Genomic DNA, 19,634 nt, shown 5'->3' with positions numbered 1-19,634 from the left:
TTCAGGGGGTCCATTCGCTGTTCGCGCCGCACAGGACGACGCAGGGCAGTTCGCCCTCGGTCCGCCCGGCCAGCCACGCGGCGAACGGGACCGCGGCCGCCGGTTCGACGGCGAGGCGGAACTCCTCCCACAGCCGGTCCCGGGCGGCGAGCAGTTCCGCGTCGCTGACCAGCACGGACGTCACCCGATTCCGGAGCACGGCGAACGGGACGCTCCCGGCCCTGGTCGCACCCAGCGCGGACGCGGCCACCGAGTCGATCTCCACGTCCACCGGCTCACCCGCCTCCAGTGCCGCGTCGAGCGCTCGGCACCGCTCCGGTTCGACGGCGAACGTCGGCACCCCGGCCAGCGACGTACCCGCGACCAGTCCGCCACCGCCGACCGCGACCAAGAACGCGTCGACGTCCGGCGCGTCCTGGACCACTTCGGCCGCCACGGTTCCCTGACCGGCGACGACGGCGGGATCGTCGTACGCGTGCAGGTACCGCGTACCCGGTTCGGAGGCGGCTTCGCGCGCCTTCGCGGCCGCCTCGGCGTACGTCGCTCCGTGACGGATGAGCTTCGCGCCCATGGCCTCGATCCGAGCCGTCTTCGCCTGCGGAGCCGGCTCCGGCACGTACACCGTCGCGGGCAGATCGAGCAGCGAAGCCGCCGTCGCCACGCCCAGGCCGTGGTTGCCGCCGGACGCCGTCAGCACCCGCTCCGGCAACGGCCCGCTCACCAGCGCGTTCACCGCGCCCCGCAGCTTGAACGATCCGCTCCGCTGCAGATGCTCCAGTTTGAGGACCAGCGGCCGCCCGTCGACCTCGGCGCGCAGCACCGGCGTGCGTCGCACGAACGGATGGACGGCTTCGGCGGCTTTGAGGACATCTGCCCAGGTCGGAGTGCTCATACCCCCCACTGTCCTCCATGCCGGGACGGGAGTGACTACACTGGTCCCTGGATCCCGCGCGGCGTCCATCTTGTGAACCTCCCCAGGGCCGGAAGGCAGCAAGGATAAGCAAGCTCTGACGGGTGCGCGGGATCCGCCTTCATTTTCAGGGTGCAACCCCGAACCCGCCCGGCGGGGCTTCGCCCCCGGACCCCCGCAGTTGGTCGCGTAGGTGACCAGGGTTCGGTTCTAAAAAATCCCGAAGACGTCTTTCGGTGGTACTGGGGACGGTAGGGCTTCCGCGTCCGTGATGGGTTTGGCCTTGCCTTGGAGCTGCCGTAGGTCGTCGTCGGCGACGCAGCGGGCCGGGTAGACGGCGGAAGCTGCTCGACGGGTCAGGTCCTTGACCGGCAGTTCGACGCGAGAAGCGGCGACCACGATGTTCCCGAAGCGGCGGCCCCGGAGGACGCCTGGCTCGGCCAAGATCGCCAGGTGGGGGAAAGAACTCGCCATCGTCGCCAGGAACCGGCGGAGGAACGGCAGGTTCGGCCCGTCGGAGACGTTGGCGACGTAGGTTCCGGCCGGGCGGAGGACGCGCGCGATCTCGGTCGTGAACTCCACGGTCGCGAGTCCGCCGGCCAGGACTCCGCGTTCGAAAGCGTCCACGATGACAAGGTCGGCCGAAGCGTCGTATCTGCCGGAGACGCCTTCGCGGCCGTCGCCGACACGGACCTTCAGCCCCTTCAGGCCCAGTTGCTCGCGGACGAGCGCGACGAGTTCGCCGTCGGCGTCGAAGACCAGTTGCCGTGAGCGCGGCCGGGCCGCCGCGATGTAGCGGGGGAGCGTGCAGGCCGCTCCTCCGACGTGCAGCGCGTCGAGCGGGCCTTCGCCGAGGCAGTCGACGACGTCGGCGATGCGGCGTATGTAGTCGAACTCGAGATCCGTGGGATCGTCGAGGTTGACGTGCGACTGGGCGACGCCGTCGACCGAGATCGTCCAGGCGTTGGGGCGGTCGGCGTCCTGAAGCAGTTCGGCCGTGCCGAAGCGGACCGGATACGTGCCTGGGGTCGGTGCTGGTCTCACCGTCGGACCTTCCCGGTAGTCTCGCCGCGTGGCTCTAGCTCTATACCGAAAGTACCGTCCGGCTACCTTCGCCGAGGTCGTCGGGCAGGAGCATGTGACCGATCCGCTGCGCACCGCGCTGGCCGCCGGTCGCATCAACCACGCCTACCTCTTCTCCGGCCCGCGCGGCTGCGGCAAGACGTCGAGCGCCCGCATCATGGCGCGGTCGTTGAACTGCGCGAAGGGCCCGACGCCGGATCCGTGCGGCGAGTGCAACTCGTGCCGGAACCTCGCGCCCGAAGGCCCCGGCAGCGTCGACGTCACCGAACTCGACGCCGCCAGCCACGGTGGTGTCGACGACGCCCGTGAGCTGCGCGACAGGGCCTTCTACGCCCCGGCCGACTCGCGCTACCGCGTCTTCATCATCGACGAGGCGCACATGGTCACCACGCAGGGCTTCAACGCCCTGCTGAAGATCGTGGAAGAGCCGCCGGAGCACCTGATCTTCATCTTCGCGACCACCGAACCGGACAAGGTGCTGCCCACCATCCGGTCGCGGACGCACCACTACCCCTTCCGGCTGATCCCGCCGAGCTCCATGCGCGAGCTGCTCGAACGCAACGTCGCCGCCGAAGGCGCGAAGGTCGAGCCCGCGGTGTACCCGCTGGTCATCCGCGCGGGCGGTGGTTCGGCGCGGGACACGCAATCGGTGCTGGACCAGCTGCTGGCGGGAGCCGGACCGGACGGCGTCGACTACTCGCGCGCGGTGTCGCTGCTGGGCGTCACCGACGTCGCGCTCATCGACGGCATGGTCGACGCGCTGGCCGGGGACGACGCGGCCGCGGTGTTCGGCACCGTCGAGCGGCTCGCCGAGGCCGGGCACGACCCGCGCCGGTTCGCCACCGACCTGCTCGACCGCCTGCGTGACCTGGTGATGCTGCGTTCGGTGCCGGACGCGGGTGAACGCGGGCTGGTCTCCGCGCCGGACGACGAACTCAAGAAGATGAAGGAGCAGGCGGGCAAACTGGAGCCCGCCACGCTCTCGCGCTACGCCGACATCGTCCACAATGGACTCTTGGAGATGCGGGGCGCGACCTCGCCGCGGCTGGTGCTGGAGCTGCTGACGGCGCGGATGCTGTTGCCCTCGGTCGCCGAGGGCACCGACGCGCTGCTCGCCCGTCTGGAACGGCTCGAGCGCCGTGCCGCTTCGGCTCCGGCGCCCGTCGCCGGTGGTCCGGCCCAGGCCGCGCAAGCCGCTCCGGTGGCGCAGTCCGCGCCTGCCCCCGTCGCGCCCTCGGGTGAGCCCGTCCGCGAGTTCCAGCGGCCGTCGCAACGAGCCGCGGCCCCCGCTCAGCAGCCCGCGCCCGCTCCCCAGGCCGCCCCTCAGCCAGCCGCGCAGCCGGTCGCGCGACCCGAGCCGGTCGCCGAACGGCCCGCCCCTCAGCGTCCTTCCGCGCCCACCCCGCCTCCGGCCGCTCCGGCGCCCGCGGCGGCTTCGTCGGGCGGGACGGACGTGGAAGGCATCCGCGGCCGCTGGCCGCAGGTGCAGGCCGCGATCCGCAAGGTCCCGGGCGGCGCCGTCACCGGGGCGATGCTCACGCAGGCGAGTGTGGTGACCGTCGAAGGCAGCGCCGTCACGCTCACGCACAGCGCGGAACCCGTGGCACGCAGGCTTTCCGAGCCGCAGCACACAGAGCGCATCGCGGCCGCGTTCAAGGCGGTCTTCGACGGCGACTGGCAGGTGCGGTGCGTGCACGGTGCCGCGCAGGCCCGGCAGGCCGCCGCGCCCAAGGCCGCGCCGCCGCCACCCGCGCCCGAGCGGTCCTTCACCCGCCGGTCCGTCGAAGCGCCCAGCGCCGCTCCGGCGCCTCCCGCGCCGAAGCCGGAGCCCGAGCGGCCGAAGGTGACGACCACCGAGCCGGACATCCCGCTCCCGCCCGAGCCGGTCGAGGACGACGAGGACCTCTACAACGAGGATGCGAGCCCCGCGCCGCCGCCTCCGCCGCTCCCGCCGGAGAAGGATCCGGAAGAGATCGCCCGGAAGCTGCTCGCCGACCACCTCAACGCCCGTCCGCTGGACGAGCGCAAGTAGAGGAGCGCAAGTAGGGGACTAATTGCCCGCGAGGTAGTCCTCGATGGCCTTCGTGATGACGGCGGCGTACTGCTGACGTCCTTCTTCGCTGGCCATCGCCGCGGCTTCGGCGGCGTTGCGCATGTTCCCGCATTCGACGAGCGCGGCGGGGCGGGTCGAGAGGTTGAGCCCGCCGAGGTCGGCGCGCGGGGCGAGTCCGTTCGAGCCGAGGTACGTCGACGTCGGGAAGCCGCCCGCGCGGAGGCCGTCCCGCAACGCCGTCGCGAGTTTCACCGAGGGCTCGCCCTGCTGGGCGTTCAGCGGCGGCGCCGAATAGGCGACGTGGAAACCGTGCGCCCCGGCGGAATTCGAGCCGTCCGCGTGGATCGACACCACGGCGTCCGCCCCGGCGTCGTTCCCGATCGCGGCGCGTTCGTCGACGCACGGACCGACCCCGGTGTCGTTCTGCCGGGTGAGGACGACGCGGATTCCCTTGGCCACCAGGGCCTGCGAGATCCGCTGCGCGACATCCCAGGTGAACGCGTGCTCGGAGTAACCGGAATTCGTCGCGGTTCCGGTGGTGTTGCATGGTTTCGTCTTGCCGCGCCCCGCCGGGACCTGTTTGTTGATCTCGCCCGGCTTGCCGGAGTTCCCGCCGTTGTGGCCGGGATCCAGCACGACGACCTTGCCCGTCTTCGGCTGCTGCGTGCTCGGGGGCGGCTGAGGCGCGCTCGAAGGCGGCGCGCTCGTCGTGGGACTCGGCTGCGGAAGGGTGGTGAAGACCGTGGTGGTGCCCGGAGCGGGTGGATTCGACGGTGATGACGCGGGGGTGTCCACCCCGCACGCCGTGAACAGCGTCAATCCGATCGCCACCACAAGGCCAAGCCGTCGTCGCACGGCGCCCACGGTGCCACACGAGTGACGGCTAGGCTGGTAGGCGGCACGGGATTTTCCAGGAGAGGACCGATCGGATCATGGTGCAACCCGGTGGCGGCTTCGACCTGTCGCAGATCATGCAGCAGGCCCAGCAGATGCAGCAGAAGCTGGTCGAGGCCCAGGAAGAGCTGGCCAACACGGAGGTGACCGGCACTTCCGGCGGCGGCCTGGTCACCGCGACCGTGTCCGGCGACAGCCAGCTCAAGTCGCTGTCCATCGACCCCAAGGTGGTCGACCCCGACGACGTCGAGACCCTGTCCGACCTGGTCGTCGCGGCCGTGCGGGACGCTTCGGCCAACGCGCAGAAGCTCACCGAGCAGAAACTCGGCCCGCTCGCCGGCGGCCTCGGCGGCGGGATGCCGGACCTCGGCGGCTTCCCCGGGCTCGGCGGCTAGCTTGTACGAGGGTGTCGTCCAGGATCTGATCGACGAACTCGGGCGGTTGCCCGGCGTCGGTCCCAAGAGCGCGCAGCGGATCGCCTTCCACCTGCTGGCGGCCGATCCCGCGGATATCGCGCGCCTGCAGGAAGTGCTCGGCAAGGTCAAGGAAGGCGTGCAGTTCTGCGAGGTCTGCGGCAACGTCTCGGAGCAGGAGACCTGCCGGATCTGCCGCGACACCCGCCGCGACCTCACGGTCATCTGCGTGGTCGAGGAGCCGAAGGACGTGCTCGCCGTCGAGCGGACGCGCGAGTTCAAAGGCCGCTACCACGTGCTCGGCGGTGCGCTGGACCCGTTGTCCGGCATCGGGCCGGAACAGCTGCGCATGCGTGAACTGCTCGCGCGGATCGGCGGCGCGGAGATCAGCGAGATCATCATCGCGACCGACCCGAACACCGAGGGCGAGGCGACCGCGACGTATCTCGTGCGGATGCTTCGCGACTTCCCCGGTCTGACCGTGACGCGGCTGGCGTCCGGCCTGCCGATGGGCGGTGACCTGGAGTTCGCGGACGAGCTGACCCTGGGCCGTGCTCTCTCGGGCCGCCGGGCGCTCTAGCTTTCCTGTGAAGTACGTGAAGGCCCCCTTCATTGCGTCTAGCGCAATGAAGGGGGCCTTCACGTACTTTCGCAGGCGTCAGCAGTAACCCAGCCGCGCCAGCGTGTCGACGATGATCTCCGACGGGTGGAACTTGTCGACCCAGGACTCACCGCGGCGGTTCTGGTAGGTGTCGAGGAAGTTCTGCAGCTTGTCCCCGCGCATCTCGGTCAGCACGACGGTCTCGCCGAGGTGCTGCGGCGTCTCGGTGCGCTCGCGGTGCACGGCGCACGGCAGGCCGAGGTAGTAGCACTCGGCCGACAGGCCGCCCGAGTCGGTGACGACGTACTCGGCGCGCGCGACCAGCGGCAGGAACTTCAGGTACCGCATCTTCGGCTGGATGATGAAGTTCTTCTCGTCGAAGAGGTTCGCCAGGCCGAGCGAGCGGATCTTCTCGCGCTCGGGCGCACCCGCCATGTAGAGGATCGGCATCTGCTTGCTCTGCTCGCGCAGGATCTCCAACGCCTCGCGGTACTTGTCCGCGCGCGAAACCAGTTCGAAGCGGTGCAGGGTGGCGAGGCCGAACTTCTCCGGCAGCCCCTCGACGTCGAGCGGCCCGTTGATGGCCATCCGCATCGCGTCGATCGCGGTGTTCGCCTCGGTGTCGACGACGACGCCGCGGGCGTTGCGGAGATTGTTCACCTCACGCGCGCTCGGCGCGAAGTGCATGTCGACGATCTTCGCGGCGATCTTCCGGTTCAGCTCCTCCGGCAGCGGCGACATGATGCTGCCCGACCGCGCGCCCGCCTCGACGTGCCCGACCCGCGACTTGAGGATCCGCTTCCCGATGAGCGAGCCGTACGGCGTGGTGAAGGTGTCGCCGTGCACCAGCACCAGCGGCGGGCGCCCGTCCTCGACCAGCGCGGCCTTCAGTTCGGCGCGGCGGCTCCACGCGGTGCGCAGCACCTGCGCGGCCCAGCCCGGCACCTGCGCGGGCGACTCCAGGTTGTGCGCCTTCTCCTTCGGCACGAGCCAGACGTCGGGCTCCGGCAGGTTCAGGTCGGCCAGAACGTCCGAGACCTCGTCGACGTGCTGGGCGGTGAACCAGATCTTCGGCCGGACCCCGCGTTCGAGGATGCCGTGGTAGACCGGCGCGATTTTGATCAGTTCCGCCGTGGTGCCGAGAATGAAGGAAATCACCGGAAGAGCCATTCTGTCGGGGTCTGCGGTGCCCGAAGGATACTGGTGGGCCGCGCAAGGTAGCCTCGCCGGGGTGAGTGCGAATTCGCTCCTCCCGGCCCTGTCCGTCGTGATCCCGGTCTACAACGAGCAGGACTGGATCGACCGCAGTGTCGGCGCGCTGATCGCGTCGGCACAGGCGGCGAACTGGCCGGTCGAGATCGTCGTGGTCGACGACGGCAGCACCGACGGCACCGGCGACAAGCTCGCCAGGCTGCAGGAACTGTACGGCATCACCGTCCTCACCCAGCCGAACGGCGGCCGGTTCGAGGCGCGCCGGGTGGGGATCGCGAAGGCGTCCGGGCGGCAGATCCTGCTGCTCGACAGCCGCGTGATCGTGGACTCCGGTTCGCTCACCTTCCTCCGCGACCAGCTCGTGGACCATCCCGAGCGCACGGTGTGGAACGGTCACATCAACGTCGCGTCCGAACACAATCCGTATGCGGGATTCATGGCGGGGCTGGTCAAGATCCCGTGGCGCCGTTATTGCGCGGACCCGCGGTTGACGTCGTTCGGTATCGAGGAGTTCGACGTCTTCCCGAAAGGCACCGGATTCTTTTCCGCGCCGAAGGACGTTCTCGAGGATTCGTCCAACGCGTTCGAGTCGCTCTTCGAAGACGTTCGTTTCGCCAGTGACGACACGGGTGTTCTGCGCTGGATCGCGGAACGCCACCGCATCTTCCTCGCCCCCGATTTCTCCGCGACCTACCACGGCCGGGATTCCTTCAAGAAGTTCGTCGGGCAGTCGTATTTCCGCGGCACCACGTTCGTCGATTCGTATCTCGCGTCACCCGGTCCCGCGCGCAATGGCCTGTTCGCCGCGATGGCCGTCGGAGTGCTCGGACTCGGTGTCGCCGCGAAGCGCCCGAAGACCGCTGCCGCGCTGGCCGCCGCCGGTTCGACGGCCGCCGGGTTCGCGGTGACGAAGTTCGGCGCGACCAAGGCCGAGGCCAAGGCCGTCGCCCAGCTCACCCCGGTGTTCGCCGCCGGCTTCGGCGCCGGAGCGCTCCGGGGTCTCGTCATGGCGCTGCGGGCCCGGCTCAGCCGGAAACAGCAGGGTCGATGAGCAACGCGGTGAGCAGCGAAAAACTGGCCAAGGACACCGGGAAGTCCGCCGGCCGGATCGGCGTCTACCTGCTGATCGCCATCGCGCTCGGCTATGTCCTCACGGTCGTCTGGGGCCGGACGCTGTCGAAGGCCGACAACGCGGTCCTGCTTTCCTTCTGGGGCATGTTGATGGGACTGGGCGCCGCCCTGTCCCCGCTCGAACAGGAGATCTCGCGCCAGTCCGCGCACGCCGCGCTCGCCGGTCGCAAGGCGGGCCGCCCGGCGGTGATCACCTTCGTCACCAGCCTGGTCGCGGTCGCCGTCGCGGCGCTGTTCACGCTGATCCCGTCGGTGACCGACAAGGTCTACGGCGGCCAGTTCGCGCTCGCCGTGATCGTGCTCGCGGGCGGGCTTTCGTTCGCCTTCCAGTTCGCCGCGCGCGGTCTGCTCATCGGACAGGACCACGTCCGGTCCTACTCGTGGCTGATCCTGGTCGAGGCCGCCGTGCGGATCCTCGTGGTCGCCGCGCTGGTGGTCGCCGGGCTCACCCAGCTGTACTGGTTCGCCATCGCCGCCGCGACCGGTTCGTTCGCCTGGCTGCTGTTCGCCCGCGGCGCGGCCAAGCTGGTCGACCCCAAGCTGGACGCCGGCGAGCCCGCGAAACCGATCGTCAAGAACATGCTGATGCTGCTGGCGGGCGCGGGGCTCACCGCGAGCGTCATCACCGGCTACCCGGCGCTGGTCAGCCTGCTCGCGCCCGGCGGCGACAAGGACAAGCTCGGTGTGCTCTTCGTCGCCCTGTTCGTGGCCAGGACGCCGCTGACGCTGATGGCGCCGGTCCAGGCCATCGCGGTCCCGACCGTGGTGCGCCTGTCCAGCACCGAGGAGGGCAAGCACCGGCTGCGGAAGCTGCTCGCGCTCGGTTCGATGGGCGCGCTGGCGCTCGCGGCCCTCGGCGCGGTGATCGGCTACCTGATCGGCCCGTGGGTGGTGCGCCTGGTCTACAGCGCCAAGAACGACCCCGAGGCCTGGTGGATGGCCGGGCTGGTCTGGTCGTCGGTGCTGCTGGCCGCGATGCAGCTGCTCGCCGCCGTCCTCGTCGCGCAAGCCAAGGCCACGAAGGTGCTGATCACCTGGGCCGCCGTCGTCGTCGCGACCGCGCTGGTCCTGCTGTTCTTCCCCGGCGACACGGTCGTGCGCGCCGTCGTCGGCCTCGCCGCCGGTCCCACGGTCGGGCTGCTGGTCGTCATGGCGTTCGTGGTGAGGGGCACCCCCGAGCCGGGCAACGCGAAGCCGTCCGAAACGTCTCGATAGTGTGGCCGCGCCATCGCGCGCCGCGAACTCCGGTGGCATTCTTAGCGCCGAATAGGGTTGGACAGCGAATTCGATGAACGTTCTTTTGGTCTTGCTGGCGTTCTGGCTGCCGGGGCTCGTCTTCGGCGCCGCGATCAGGCTGCGCGGCTGGACCCTCGCCGCCGCGGCCCCGCTGCTCACCTTCGGCCTCGTCGCCATCGGCATCCCGATCCTCGGCCGCTTCGGCATCCGCTGGACCATGCTGAACGTCGGTCTGTGGGTCCTGCTGCTGTCCGTCATCGGCTTCGGCCTCTCGTTCCTCGTGCTCCGCTTCACCGCGAAGCGGCACCCCGAGTGGGCCGAGGACGAAGACGACGACGAGTCGAAGCGTTCCCTTCGCGACCACCTGCTGATCGGCGCCGGTGTCCTGGTCGGCCTCGGCGTCGGCGCGGTGACCTTCCTGCGCGGCTCGCACAGCCTCGACAACGTCCAGCAGGGCTGGGACGCCCCGTTCCACGGCAACCTGGTGCGCTGGATCGCCGAGCACGGCGACGCGCGCGCGTCGACCGTCGGCACCATCGCGAACCTGCCGAACCAGACCGACTACTTCTACCCGGACACCTACCACGCGCTGCTCGCCCTGGTCTTCGACAAGGGCGGCCTGACGATGATGCCGACGCTGAACCTGGCGGCGCTCATGGTCGTGCTGACCATCCCGGTCGGGGTCGCGGCGATGTGCCGCGCCTGGCGCATGCCGGTCCTCGCCACCGCCGCCGCGGCGGCCGTGTCCACCTGGTTCACCGCGTTCCCGTACGACTCGCTGTGGCGCGGCCCGCTGTGGCCGTACGTCGCCGGGGTGGCGCTCGTGCCCGCGATGCTCGCGCTCGCCCGCCTGCTGCTGAAGCCGAACGGCGTGGCCGGACCGCTCGCGATCGGCGTCGGCGTCGCCGGGCTGGCGGGCCTGCACACCAGCCTGATCTTCGTGATCATGGTCTACTTCCTGCTGATCCTGCTCGCGGTGCTGTTCCGTTTCGAGAAGATCGACTGGCGCCGCAGCGCCGCCTCACTGGTCGCCACGATCGTGATGGCGATCGTGCTCGGCGTGCCGCAGGTCCTCCCGGCGCTCTACAACGCCGGTGGCGTGACGAGCGCGTTCTGGGCCTCGGAGACCAGCGTCTCCGGCGCGCTCGGGCAGACCATCACGTTCTCGCCGATGGCGTCGTTCCCGCAGTGGTGGATCGGCATCCCGGCGATCATCGGCGTGTTCTTACTGGTCAAGCACCGGCGGATGCTGTGGATGGTCGGCGCGTACGTCGTCCTCGGTGGCCTGTTCGCCGCGACGATCTCGCTGGAGACCCCGCTCATCCACACCCTGACCGGCGTGTTCTACAACGACCACTGGCGCATCGGCGCGCTCGTCCCGCTGGCGGGCGCCGTGGCGTTCGGCGAGTTCGTGCACACCGCGTCGGGCAAGTTCGCCGAGAAGATCGGCGAGCGCAAACCGAACCTGAACCCGTTCACCGCGGCCGTCGCGGGCGCGCTGGTGGTCGGCCTGGTCGTCACGGTGCTGAGCCGCGGCGGCTACATCGGCCGCAACTCCGCGTGGCTCGCGATCAACTACGGCACGGACGGCCCCGCGGTCAGCAAGGGCGAGGAAGAGGCGTACGCCTGGCTCGGGAAGCACGTCGTGCCGGGCGAGCGCGTCATGAACGACAAGGCCGACGGTTCGGTGTGGATGTACGCCCTTTCGGGGGTCCAGCCGGTCGAGTGGACCTACTACGGCGCCGAGTTCACCACCAAGGCGGGCTGGCTCAGCGTGTTCCTCAACGACATCAACCGCGAGCCGCGGGTGCGCGAGGCGCTCACCGACCTCAAGGTGCGCTACGTGCTGGTCGGCAAGGGTAAGGTGACCCCCTCCACACAGTCCGCGGTGGGTCTTCAGCGCCTCGACATCACTCCGGGTTTCAAGCGCGTCTTCCACAACCTCGACGCGTCCGTTTACGAAATCGAAGGTCAACAAGGTGTGGTCGCCGCCGGCGCCCCCGCCGGGTCCGACACCGCTCACGGCCAGTAAGAAGATAGAGTGATCCAGTGTCCAGTACGTCCGTGACCACCCGCCGCGTACTCATCGTGATGCCTGCCTTGAACGAGCAGGCCAGCGTCGGCGCGGTCATTTCCCAGGTCAAGCAGTCCTTGCCGGGCATGGACGTGCTGGTGGTCGACGACGGCTCGTCCGACGACACGGCCAAGCTCGCCCGCGCGGCGGGCGCGGAGGTGGCCCGCCTGTCGGTGAACCTCGGCGTCGGCGGGGCGATGCGCACCGGCTTCCGGTACGCGGCCGCCCGCGGCTACGACGTCGTCGTCCAGGTGGACGCGGACGGCCAGCACGACCCCGAAGAGGTCGGCGCCCTGCTGAACGCGCTCGACGACGCCGACATCGCGATCGGGTCGCGGTTCGCGGGCAAGGGCTCGTACAAGGCGAGCGGCCCGCGGAAATACGCGATGGTCGTGCTCTCGGTCGTTTTCTCCCGGCTCGGGAAGACCAAGCTCACCGACGTGACCTCCGGGTTCAAGGCGATGGGCCCGCGCGCGATCAAACTGTTCGCCGCGTACTACCCGGCCGAATACCTCGGCGACACGGTCGAATCGCTGGTGATGGCGATCCGCGCCGAACTGAAGATCAAGGAAATCCCGGTGATCATGCGGGAACGTGCGGGTGGCACACCGAGCCATTCGCCGGTGAAATCGGCCGTCTACCTCGGCCGCGCCGGTCTCGCCCTGCTGCTGGCGCTGGTGCGCCGTCGTCCCGCCGTCGACTCGTCGGATTCGGCGTAAAAGGAGCTGATTATGGCTGGCTGGCGCATTCTCAGCATCGTCGTCGCCTGTCTGGTGCTGTTCGTCGTCCTCGAGATGATGCGGCGGCGGAAACTGCGGGAAAAGTACGCGGGTGTTTGGCTCGTCCTCGCCGTCGGCGTGGTCGTTCTCGCACTCGTTCCGCAGGCCGCCGACTTCCTGGCGCGGATAACCGGTGTGCAAACGCCGTCGAACTTCGTATTCCTCTTGGCCGGTGTGGTCCTGGCGCTGGTCGCGTTGCATCTGTCGACCGAGGTCGGGCATCTCGAAGAAGAGGTCCGGACCTCCGTCGAGGAGATCGCGCTGCTCCGCTGCGAACTCGCCGACGCCCAGCGTGACCTGGAAGAACGTGTCGCCGCGCTCGAAGCGCGGACGGCCACGCCCGACAACGTCAAAGGGCTCCCCGAAGTGAGCCCCGCACGCGCACGCTGATCGACGCCCTTTTCGCGGCCCCGCCGAGGTTGGGTGCCGTCCGCGTGCTCGCCGTCGACGGCCCTTCCGGTTCCGGGAAATCCACGCTGGCCGGGAAGATCGTTGCCGAACTGGCCGGTCGCGGCGTCCGGGTGGCGCTGGTGAGCACCGACGAGTTCGCGACCTGGGGCGAGCCCGTTTCGTGGTGGCCGCGCCTGGAGACCGGGGTGCTGGAACCGCTGCGCGCGGGCAGGCCCGGCCGTTACCGGCGAGTGGACTGGTCCAGTGGCGCCCCGATGCCGGGTGAAGAGGTCGAGATCCCGGTCCCCGAGGTTCTGGTGCTGGAAGGCGTTTCGAGCGGCCGCGCGCGGATGCGGCCGTCGTTGTCCCTGCTGACCTGGCTGGACGGCGGCAGCGAGGCCGAACGCCTCGACCGCGCGGCCGGGCGGGACGGTGAAGAGTCCCGTGTGGACCTGCGGCGCTGGCAGTTGTTCGAGAGGGGATGGTTCGGCGTCGACGGGACCAGGGCGGCGGCGGATCGTGTGGTCACGTCTCGTGAGTGGTAAGGACGGTTCTAACCGTCCTTACCACTCACGAGACGCGACCGGATGTCCTGCCGATGTCCACTTCTGTCAGTGACCCATTGGTTGTAGTGGTGGACACCCATTTGAGTCAGTGACCCGGCACTCTGCGCATTAGTGGTCCGGAATTGATTACACTCCGTCCAGAATTGCGGACACTTTGCGGTCGTATTGGCTGTCGTGTAGCGCGATCGTAACCTCGCGTGCTTAAGTGCGGGCTGAGTTCCCGCTAGTGTCGGCGGGCACACCGATCGTCCGCGGAGTTCGAGTTTCCGACCGACGCCGACGGTGCCTAAACACCGAATATCTCCTCAAGGGGTGCCAGATGCAGCAACTGCGGGTGACCCGAGCACGCCGTGTGGCCCTGATCGGGCTTGCCGGCGCACTCGCGGTCTCCATTTCCGCCTGTGCCGAATCGAAGCGTGATGAAGGCGCAGGGGGTGGCTCGGGAGGCACCATGGTCTTCGGCGCCGCCGGTAACCCGAAGACGTTCGACCCGCTCTTCAACGACGACGGTGAGACCTTCCGCATCATCCGCCAGATGATGGACACCCTGATCATGAACAAGCCGGGTACCGCGGACCTCGAGCCCGGCCTGGCGGAGAAGTGGGAAGGCAGCAACGAAGGCAAGACCTGGACCTTCACCCTGAAGAAGGGCGTGAAGTTCCACGACGGCACGCCGTTCAACGCCGAAGCGGTCTGCTTCAACTTCAACCGCATGTTCAACATGAAGGGCGCGGCGGCCCAGAGCCAGATGATCTACTACGGCGACGTCTTCGAGGGCTTCGCCAAGAACGAGGGCGACGCTTCCGGCGCTCCGGTGTTCAAGGACTGCCAGGTCAAGGACGAGTCGACCGCCGTCCTGAACCTGAACAAGGCCAAGGGCGCGTTCCCGGCCGCCTTCACGCTGCCGTCGTTCTCGATCCAGAGCCCGGACGCGCTGAAGAAGTACAACGCCGACAACGTCACCCAGAGCGGCGACTCGTTCTCCTACCCGGAGTACGCGCTGCAGCACCCGACCGGTACCGGCCCGTTCAAGTTCGAGAGCTGGGACCAGGCCAAGGGTGAGATCACGCTCTCCAAGGCGACCGACTCCCCGACCCAGACGGCCAAGCTCGACAAGCTGGTCTTCAAGGTCATCCCGGACGAGAACGCCCGCAAGCAGGCACTCAAGGCCGGCGACATCCAGGGCTACGACTACCCGTCGCCCGCGGACTACGGCCTGCTGCGCAACGACGGCGAGCAGGTGCTCATCCGCCCGTCGTTCAACATCCTGTACCTGGGCATCAACCAGAAGAACAACCCGAAGCTGAAGGACCTCAAGGTCCGTCAGGCGCTGGCGTACGGTCTCAACCGCGACCAGTTCGTGAAGTCGAAGCTCCCCGAGGGCGCCGAGACCGCGACCCAGTTCGTGCCGAAGGCGATCGACGGCTACAACGAGAACGTCACCAAGTACGACTACAACCTTCAGCGTGCGAAGGACCTGCTGAAGGAAGCCGGCGCCGAGGGCATGACGCTGAAGTTCTACTACCCGACCGAGGTCTCCCGGCCGTACATGCCGAACCCGGCGGACATCTTCACCTCGCTGTCCGAGGACATGAAGGCCATGGGCATCAAGGTCGAGCCGGTCGCCAAGCCGTGGAACGGTGGCTACAAGGACGACGTGCAGAAGGCAGGCAAGCAGGACGTCCACCTGCTCGGCTGGACCGGTGACTACAACGACGCCGGCAACTTCGTCGGCACCTTCTTCGGTCGCGAGAAGGCCGAGTTCGGCTTCAGCAACCCCGAGCTCTTCAGTGCTCTCGCCGCCGCGGACGCCGCGCCCGCCGGTGAGGCGCACACCAAGGCGTACCAGGAAGCCAACCAGAAGATCATGGAGTACCTGCCCGCCATCCCGATCTCCTACGGCCCCCCGGCGATCGTCGTCGGCCCGAAGGTGAAGGGCCTGGTGGCCAGCCCGCTGACCGACGAGCGCTTCTACACCGTCACGGTCAACTGATCCACCACCACTGAGCCACCAGGGGGTGGGCGCTACCGCGCCCGCCCCCTGTGGCCCATTCCCGGGCTGGCAACAAAGGAACGCACGTGCTCCGTTTTCTCGTGCGTCGGCTGCTACAAGCGATACCGACGCTCTTGATCCTGTCCATCTTGATCTTCGCCTGGCTCCGGTCCCTGCCCGGCGGCCCCGCCGGCGCCCTCCTGGGTGACAAGGCGACCCCGGAGAAGATCGCCGACCTGAACCGGATCCTCGGCCTCGACGATCCGATCTTCGTCCAGTACTTCAAGTTCCTCGGCCGGGCCATCACCGGCGACTTCGGCAACTCGCTGGTCTCCGCCCAGCCGGTCATGTCGGAGATCGGGAACTTCCTCCCCGCCACCATCGAGCTCGGCTTCTGCGCGATGCTCATCGCGGTGGGTCTCGGCATCCCGTTCGGCTACCTGTCCGCCCGCTTCCGCGGCGGGGTCGTCGACAACGTCATCATCGTGCTCTCGCTGGTCGGCGTCGCCGTGCCGGTGTTCTTCCTCGGCTACATGATGCAGGACGTGCTGGCCGCCCCGCTGGGACTTCCTTCGCAGGGCCGTCAGATGGCCGGTCTCGACGCCACCAGTGTCACCGGCTTCGCGGTCTTGGACGGCATCATCACCCAGGAATGGGACGCCGCCTGGGACGCGATCCTCCACCTGATCCTTCCCGCGTTCGCGCTGGCCACCATCCCGCTCGCGGTGATCGTCCGGATCACCCGCGCGTCGGTGCTGGACGTGCTGAACGAGGACTTCATCCGCACGGCCAACTCGAAGGGCCTGACCCAGCCGATCGTCCGGCGCCGTCACGTGCTCCGCAACGGCCTGCTGCCGGTGGTCACCACCATCGGCCTGCAGACCGGTGCGCTGCTCGGCGGCGCGGTGCTCACCGAGCGGGTGTTCAACTTCCGCGGCCTCGGCTTCCTGCTCGCCGAAGGTATCGAACGGCGTGACTATCCGCGTCTGCAAGCGTTGCTGCTGTTCGGCGCGCTGGTGTACGTGCTGGTGAACATGCTGGTCGACGTCTCGTACGGGCTCATCGACCCGAGGGTGCGTGTCCGATGAACACATTGCTGAACAAGAAGAAGGAGCCGATCGACAAGCTCGCCGCGTCGTCGGCGAAGGGGCACAGCCTCGGTGGCGAGGCGCTGCGCCGGATGCTGCGGAGCCCGGTGGCCATCACCGGCGCCGTGATCACCGGCCTGTTCCTGCTGGTGGCGATCTTCGCGCCGTTCCTCGCGCCGAAGGACCCCTACGAGCGGTATCTGCAGGACCAGGTCGCACTCGGCCAGGGCATCATCCCCGGCGCGCAGGCCGGTTTCCCGCTCGGTGTCGACGACTTCGGCCGCGACTACCTTTCGCGGCTGCTGGTCGGTGCCCAGAACACGCTGCTGGTCGGTGTGCTCGCGACGGTCATCGGGGTCGCGGTCGGCATGATCATCGGCGGGCTCGCCGGTGCCTTCGGCGGCTGGGTCGACACGGTGCTGATGCGCCTGGTCGACGTCATGCTGTCGGTGCCGTCGCTGCTGCTGGCGATCTCGGTCGCCGCGCTGTTCCAGAAGCCGAGCCAGTGGACCGTGATCGTGGCCGTGTCGATGGTCGGCGTGCCGATCTTCGCGCGGTTGCTGCGCGGTTCGATGCTCGCGCAGAGAAACAGCGACCACGTGCTCGCGGCGACTTCGCTCGGCGTCAAACGCGGAGCGATCGTGTTGCGGCACATGCTGCCCAACTCGCTCGGCCCGGTCATCGTGCAGGCCACGCTGACCCTGGCGACCGCGATCCTCGAGGCGGCGGCGCTGTCGTTCCTCGGTCTCGGCGACCCGGACCCGAACCGGGCGGAATGGGGCATCATGCTGAGCCGCAGCGCTCGGCAGTTCCTCGACATCCGCCCCGAGCTGGCGTACTACCCGGCCATCGCGATCATCATCGTCGCGCTCGGGTTCACGCTGCTCGGTGAGTCTCTGCGGGAAGCCCTCGATCCGAAGAACAGGCGGTGATTTCTGATGGCACTCCTCGAAGTACGTGACCTCAAGGTCGTTTTCCAGCGACGCGGCGAGAAGCCGTTCACCGCGGTGGACGGGGTCAGTTTCGACGTCGAACCCGGCCAGACGGTCGGTCTCGTCGGCGAGTCCGGTTGCGGCAAGTCCGTGACCTCGCTGGCGATCATGCGGCTGCTCGCGAAGCGCGGCAACCAGGTCAGCGGTTCGGTGTCGTTCGAGGGCACGGATCTGCTTCGCCTGTCGGACAAGGAAATGCGGGACCGCCGGGGCCGAGACCTCGGCATGGTGTTCCAGGACCCGCTGTCCTCGTTGAACCCGGTCATCCCGATCGGGCTGCAGATCACCGAGGTGCTGGAGCGGCACCGCGGGATGTCGCGCAAGGTGGCGTCGGTGGAGGCGACCGAGCTGCTGGACAAGGTCGGCATCCCCGACCCGTCGCGGCGGCTTTCCGAGTATCCGCACCAGCTTTCCGGCGGGATGCGGCAGCGCGCGCTGATCGCGATCGCGCTGGCGTGCCGTCCGCGGCTGCTCATCGCCGACGAGCCGACCACCGCGCTCGACGTGACGATCCAGGCGCAGATCCTCGCGCTGCTGCGGGAACTGGTGCAGGACACCGGGACCGCGCTGATCATGATCACGCACGACCTCGGTGTCGTCGCCGGCCTCTGCGACGAGGTCAACGTGCTCTACGGCGGCAAGATCGTCGAGCGGGCGGAGCGGCACGCGCTGTTCGCCGAGCCGCGGCATCCGTACACGCACGGCCTGCTCGCCTCGATCCCGCGTCTCGACGCGGGACGCGGCGAGAAACTGATCCCCATCAAGGGATCCGTCGCCGACAACATCCCGTGGGACGGCGGTTGCGCGTTCGCGCCCCGCTGCCCGAACGCTCTCGGCGTGTGCCGGGAGGTTTCACCGCAGCTGACCCCCGATCGCGGTGGGCTGCTGCGTTGCCACAACCCGGTGATCCCGGCCGTGGCCGCACAAGGAGGGGCCCGATGACGCACACGGTACCGGCGCAGGAGGTGCTCCTGGAGGTCGAAGACCTCAAGGTGCACTTCCCGATCAAGCGCGGCATTGTGGTCGACAAGACGGTCGGGCACGTGTTCGCCGTCGACGGCGTCGATCTGGCCATCCGCAAGGGTGAGACCTACGGCCTGGTCGGGGAATCCGGCTGCGGGAAGTCCACTTTGGGCAGGGCGATCCTCCGGCTGACCGAGCTGACGGCGGGCAAGGTCGTCTTCGACGGCACCGACGTCGCCGGGCTCAAGGGCGAGGACCTGCGCAAGGCGCGCCGCCGGATGCAGATGGTCTTCCAGGACCCGATGTCCTCTTTGGACCCTCGGCAGTCGGTGGAATCCATTCTGACCGAAGGGATGAAGGCGCACGGCCTCGACAAGGACAAGGAGGCGACGGCCAAGCGGCTGCGCGAACTCCTTGCCGCCGTGGGACTTCCGGAGTCCGCGCTGCGGAAGTACCCGCACGAGTTCTCGGGCGGCCAGCGTCAGCGCATCGGCATCGCGCGGGCGCTCGCCGTCGAGCCGGACCTGATCGTCGCCGACGAACCGGTGTCCGCGCTGGACGTCTCGGTGCAGGCGCAGGTGGTCAACCTCCTGGAGGATCTGCAGGAGAAGCTCGGGCTCACCTACCTGGTGATCGCGCACGACCTCGCGGTGGTGCGGCACATCTCCGACCGCATCGGCGTGATGTACCTCGGCTCGCTGGTCGAAGAGGCCGACGCCGACACGCTGTACGAGAACCCGCTGCACCCGTACACGCGGGCGCTGCTCTCGGCGATCCCCGTGCCGGACCCGACGGTGGAGGACAGCCGGGAGCAGATCCTGCTCGCCGGTGACCTGCCCTCGCCGGCGCGGCCGCCGTCCGGCTGCCGGTTCCACACGCGGTGCCCGTGGAAGCAGCAGAGCCTGTGCGACACCGACCGCCCGCAGCTGCGGGAGATCGGCGCCGGGCACCGGGTCGCGTGTCACTACGCGGAGGACATCCGCGACGGGCGGATCAAACCGCACGAGGTCGAGGCGGAACTCGTCGGGGCAGGGGACCTGAACCCCGACGTCGGCGGGCTGCCGGACGTCGGCTCGGCGGCCGAGATCCTCTAGTTATCGAGGGGTAAGGCAAAGGTGGCGTGTCCGTGAAAGCCTCCTTCCCTACTTTCAGGGTAGGGAAGGAGGCCTTCACGGACTTTCCCGACTCACGACCCCAGTCGAGAACCGCACATATAGCCACAAACCAGACACTTCCCCGGAGAGTGGAGTCCTTTA

The 19,634-nt window shown here is 68.7% G+C and carries 18 protein-coding genes and 1 other RNA gene; 15 read left to right on the top strand and 4 right to left on the bottom strand.

The genetic code is table 11. The features are described 5' to 3' along the window. Nucleotide 1 precedes the first annotated feature (1 nt). Complete coding sequence (locus H074_RS36530; protein ID WP_007035130.1) at nt 2–892, bottom strand: serine/threonine dehydratase; 891 nt, start codon at nt 890–892, stop codon at nt 2–4. A 45-nt stretch (nt 893–937) separates the two neighbouring features. On the opposite strand from H074_RS36530, the gene ffs reads away from it, so the two are divergent. Further along, an RNA gene (gene ffs / locus H074_RS38975) (signal recognition particle sRNA small type) lies at nt 938–1,034 on the top strand. A gap of 86 nt (nt 1,035–1,120) precedes the next feature. Here ffs and H074_RS36525 read toward each other — a convergent pair. After that, nucleotides 1,121–1,954, bottom strand: a complete 834-nt coding sequence (locus H074_RS36525; protein WP_007035129.1) for a spermidine synthase — start codon at nt 1,952–1,954, stop codon at nt 1,121–1,123. Nucleotides 1,955–1,982: 28 nt separating this feature from the next. Here H074_RS36525 and H074_RS36520 point away from each other — a divergent pair, with 28 nt between their 5' ends. After that, nucleotides 1,983–4,025 carry a DNA polymerase III subunit gamma and tau gene (locus H074_RS36520; RefSeq protein ID WP_039924335.1) on the top strand — a complete coding sequence of 681 codons (2,043 nt, stop codon included), beginning with the start codon at nt 1,983–1,985 and terminating at the stop codon, nt 4,023–4,025. 18 nt (nt 4,026–4,043) lie between these two features. Here H074_RS36520 and H074_RS36515 read toward each other — a convergent pair whose 3' ends face one another. Continuing rightward, nucleotides 4,044–4,910, bottom strand: a complete 867-nt coding sequence (locus H074_RS36515; RefSeq protein ID WP_235096969.1) for an N-acetylmuramoyl-L-alanine amidase — start codon at nt 4,908–4,910, stop codon at nt 4,044–4,046. A gap of 68 nt (nt 4,911–4,978) precedes the next feature. Between H074_RS36515 and H074_RS36510 the strand changes: the two genes are divergently transcribed. Both H074_RS36510 and recR read left to right on the top strand, forming a co-directional pair. Beyond that, nucleotides 4,979–5,335 (top strand): YbaB/EbfC family nucleoid-associated protein, encoded by a 357-nt coding sequence (locus tag H074_RS36510; protein ID WP_007035126.1) that lies wholly within the window; start codon nt 4,979–4,981, stop codon nt 5,333–5,335. Nucleotide 5,336: 1 nt separating this feature from the next. Continuing rightward, entirely contained in the window at nt 5,337–5,933 is a 597-nt protein-coding gene (gene recR, locus H074_RS36505; protein ID WP_005166260.1) for a recombination mediator RecR, read from the top strand. A gap of 78 nt (nt 5,934–6,011) precedes the next feature. On the opposite strand, the gene H074_RS36500 is transcribed toward recR, so the two are convergent. Further along, nucleotides 6,012–7,124 carry a UDP-N-acetylglucosamine 2-epimerase gene (locus H074_RS36500; RefSeq protein WP_039924333.1) on the bottom strand — a complete coding sequence of 371 codons (1,113 nt, stop codon included), beginning with the start codon at nt 7,122–7,124 and terminating at the stop codon, nt 6,012–6,014. A 61-nt stretch (nt 7,125–7,185) separates the two neighbouring features. Here H074_RS36500 and H074_RS36495 point away from each other — a divergent pair, with 61 nt between their 5' ends. The 11 genes from H074_RS36495 to H074_RS36445 all read left to right on the top strand — a co-directional run bounded on the left by H074_RS36495 (nt 7,186) and on the right by H074_RS36445 (nt 19,472). Continuing rightward, entirely contained in the window at nt 7,186–8,217 is a 1,032-nt protein-coding gene (locus H074_RS36495) for a glycosyltransferase family 2 protein (protein WP_007035124.1), read from the top strand. Further along, nucleotides 8,214–9,512, top strand: coding sequence for a polysaccharide biosynthesis protein (locus H074_RS36490; RefSeq protein ID WP_007035123.1), 1,299 nt, complete (start codon nt 8,214–8,216; stop codon nt 9,510–9,512). The genes H074_RS36495 and H074_RS36490 overlap by 4 nt, the downstream gene beginning before the upstream one ends. Before the next feature lie 73 nt (nt 9,513–9,585). Continuing rightward, nucleotides 9,586–11,565 carry a DUF6541 family protein gene (locus H074_RS36485; protein WP_007035122.1) on the top strand — a complete coding sequence of 660 codons (1,980 nt, stop codon included), beginning with the start codon at nt 9,586–9,588 and terminating at the stop codon, nt 11,563–11,565. A 59-nt stretch (nt 11,566–11,624) separates the two neighbouring features. Further along, nucleotides 11,625–12,326, top strand: a complete 702-nt coding sequence (locus tag H074_RS36480; RefSeq protein WP_051072086.1) for a glycosyltransferase family 2 protein — start codon at nt 11,625–11,627, stop codon at nt 12,324–12,326. A 12-nt stretch (nt 12,327–12,338) separates the two neighbouring features. Continuing rightward, complete coding sequence (locus tag H074_RS36475) at nt 12,339–12,776, top strand: DUF2304 domain-containing protein (RefSeq protein WP_007035120.1); 438 nt, start codon at nt 12,339–12,341, stop codon at nt 12,774–12,776. Next, entirely contained in the window at nt 12,773–13,321 is a 549-nt protein-coding gene (locus tag H074_RS36470) for a uridine kinase family protein (RefSeq protein WP_039924328.1), read from the top strand. Before H074_RS36475 ends, H074_RS36470 begins: the two co-directional genes overlap by 4 nt. A gap of 340 nt (nt 13,322–13,661) precedes the next feature. Next, a complete protein-coding gene (locus tag H074_RS36465) occupies nt 13,662–15,335 on the top strand; it encodes an ABC transporter substrate-binding protein (RefSeq protein WP_476692311.1) in 1,674 nt (557 codons plus the stop codon). An 86-nt stretch (nt 15,336–15,421) separates the two neighbouring features. After that, on the top strand, nt 15,422–16,423 hold the full coding sequence (locus H074_RS36460; protein ID WP_007035117.1) for an ABC transporter permease: 1,002 nt from the start codon (nt 15,422–15,424) through the stop codon (nt 16,421–16,423). After that, nucleotides 16,420–17,355: an ABC transporter permease gene (locus H074_RS36455; protein ID WP_007035116.1), complete on the top strand. Its 936-nt coding sequence runs from the start codon at nt 16,420–16,422 to the stop codon at nt 17,353–17,355. Before H074_RS36460 ends, H074_RS36455 begins: the two co-directional genes overlap by 4 nt. A 6-nt stretch (nt 17,356–17,361) precedes the next feature. After that, nucleotides 17,362–18,357, top strand: coding sequence for an ABC transporter ATP-binding protein (locus tag H074_RS36450; protein ID WP_007035115.1), 996 nt, complete (start codon nt 17,362–17,364; stop codon nt 18,355–18,357). After that, a complete protein-coding gene (locus H074_RS36445; protein WP_007035114.1) occupies nt 18,354–19,472 on the top strand; it encodes an ABC transporter ATP-binding protein in 1,119 nt (372 codons plus the stop codon). The genes H074_RS36450 and H074_RS36445 overlap by 4 nt, the downstream gene beginning before the upstream one ends. The last annotated feature ends 162 nt before the right edge of the window (nt 19,473–19,634 follow it).

The sequence above is a fragment of the Amycolatopsis decaplanina DSM 44594 genome (genome assembly GCF_000342005.1).
Taxonomy (GTDB): Bacteria; Actinomycetota; Actinomycetes; order Mycobacteriales; family Pseudonocardiaceae; genus Amycolatopsis; species Amycolatopsis decaplanina.
Note: the sequence above shows the minus strand (reverse complement) of the source record. Positions and strands in the feature narration are given on the sequence as shown.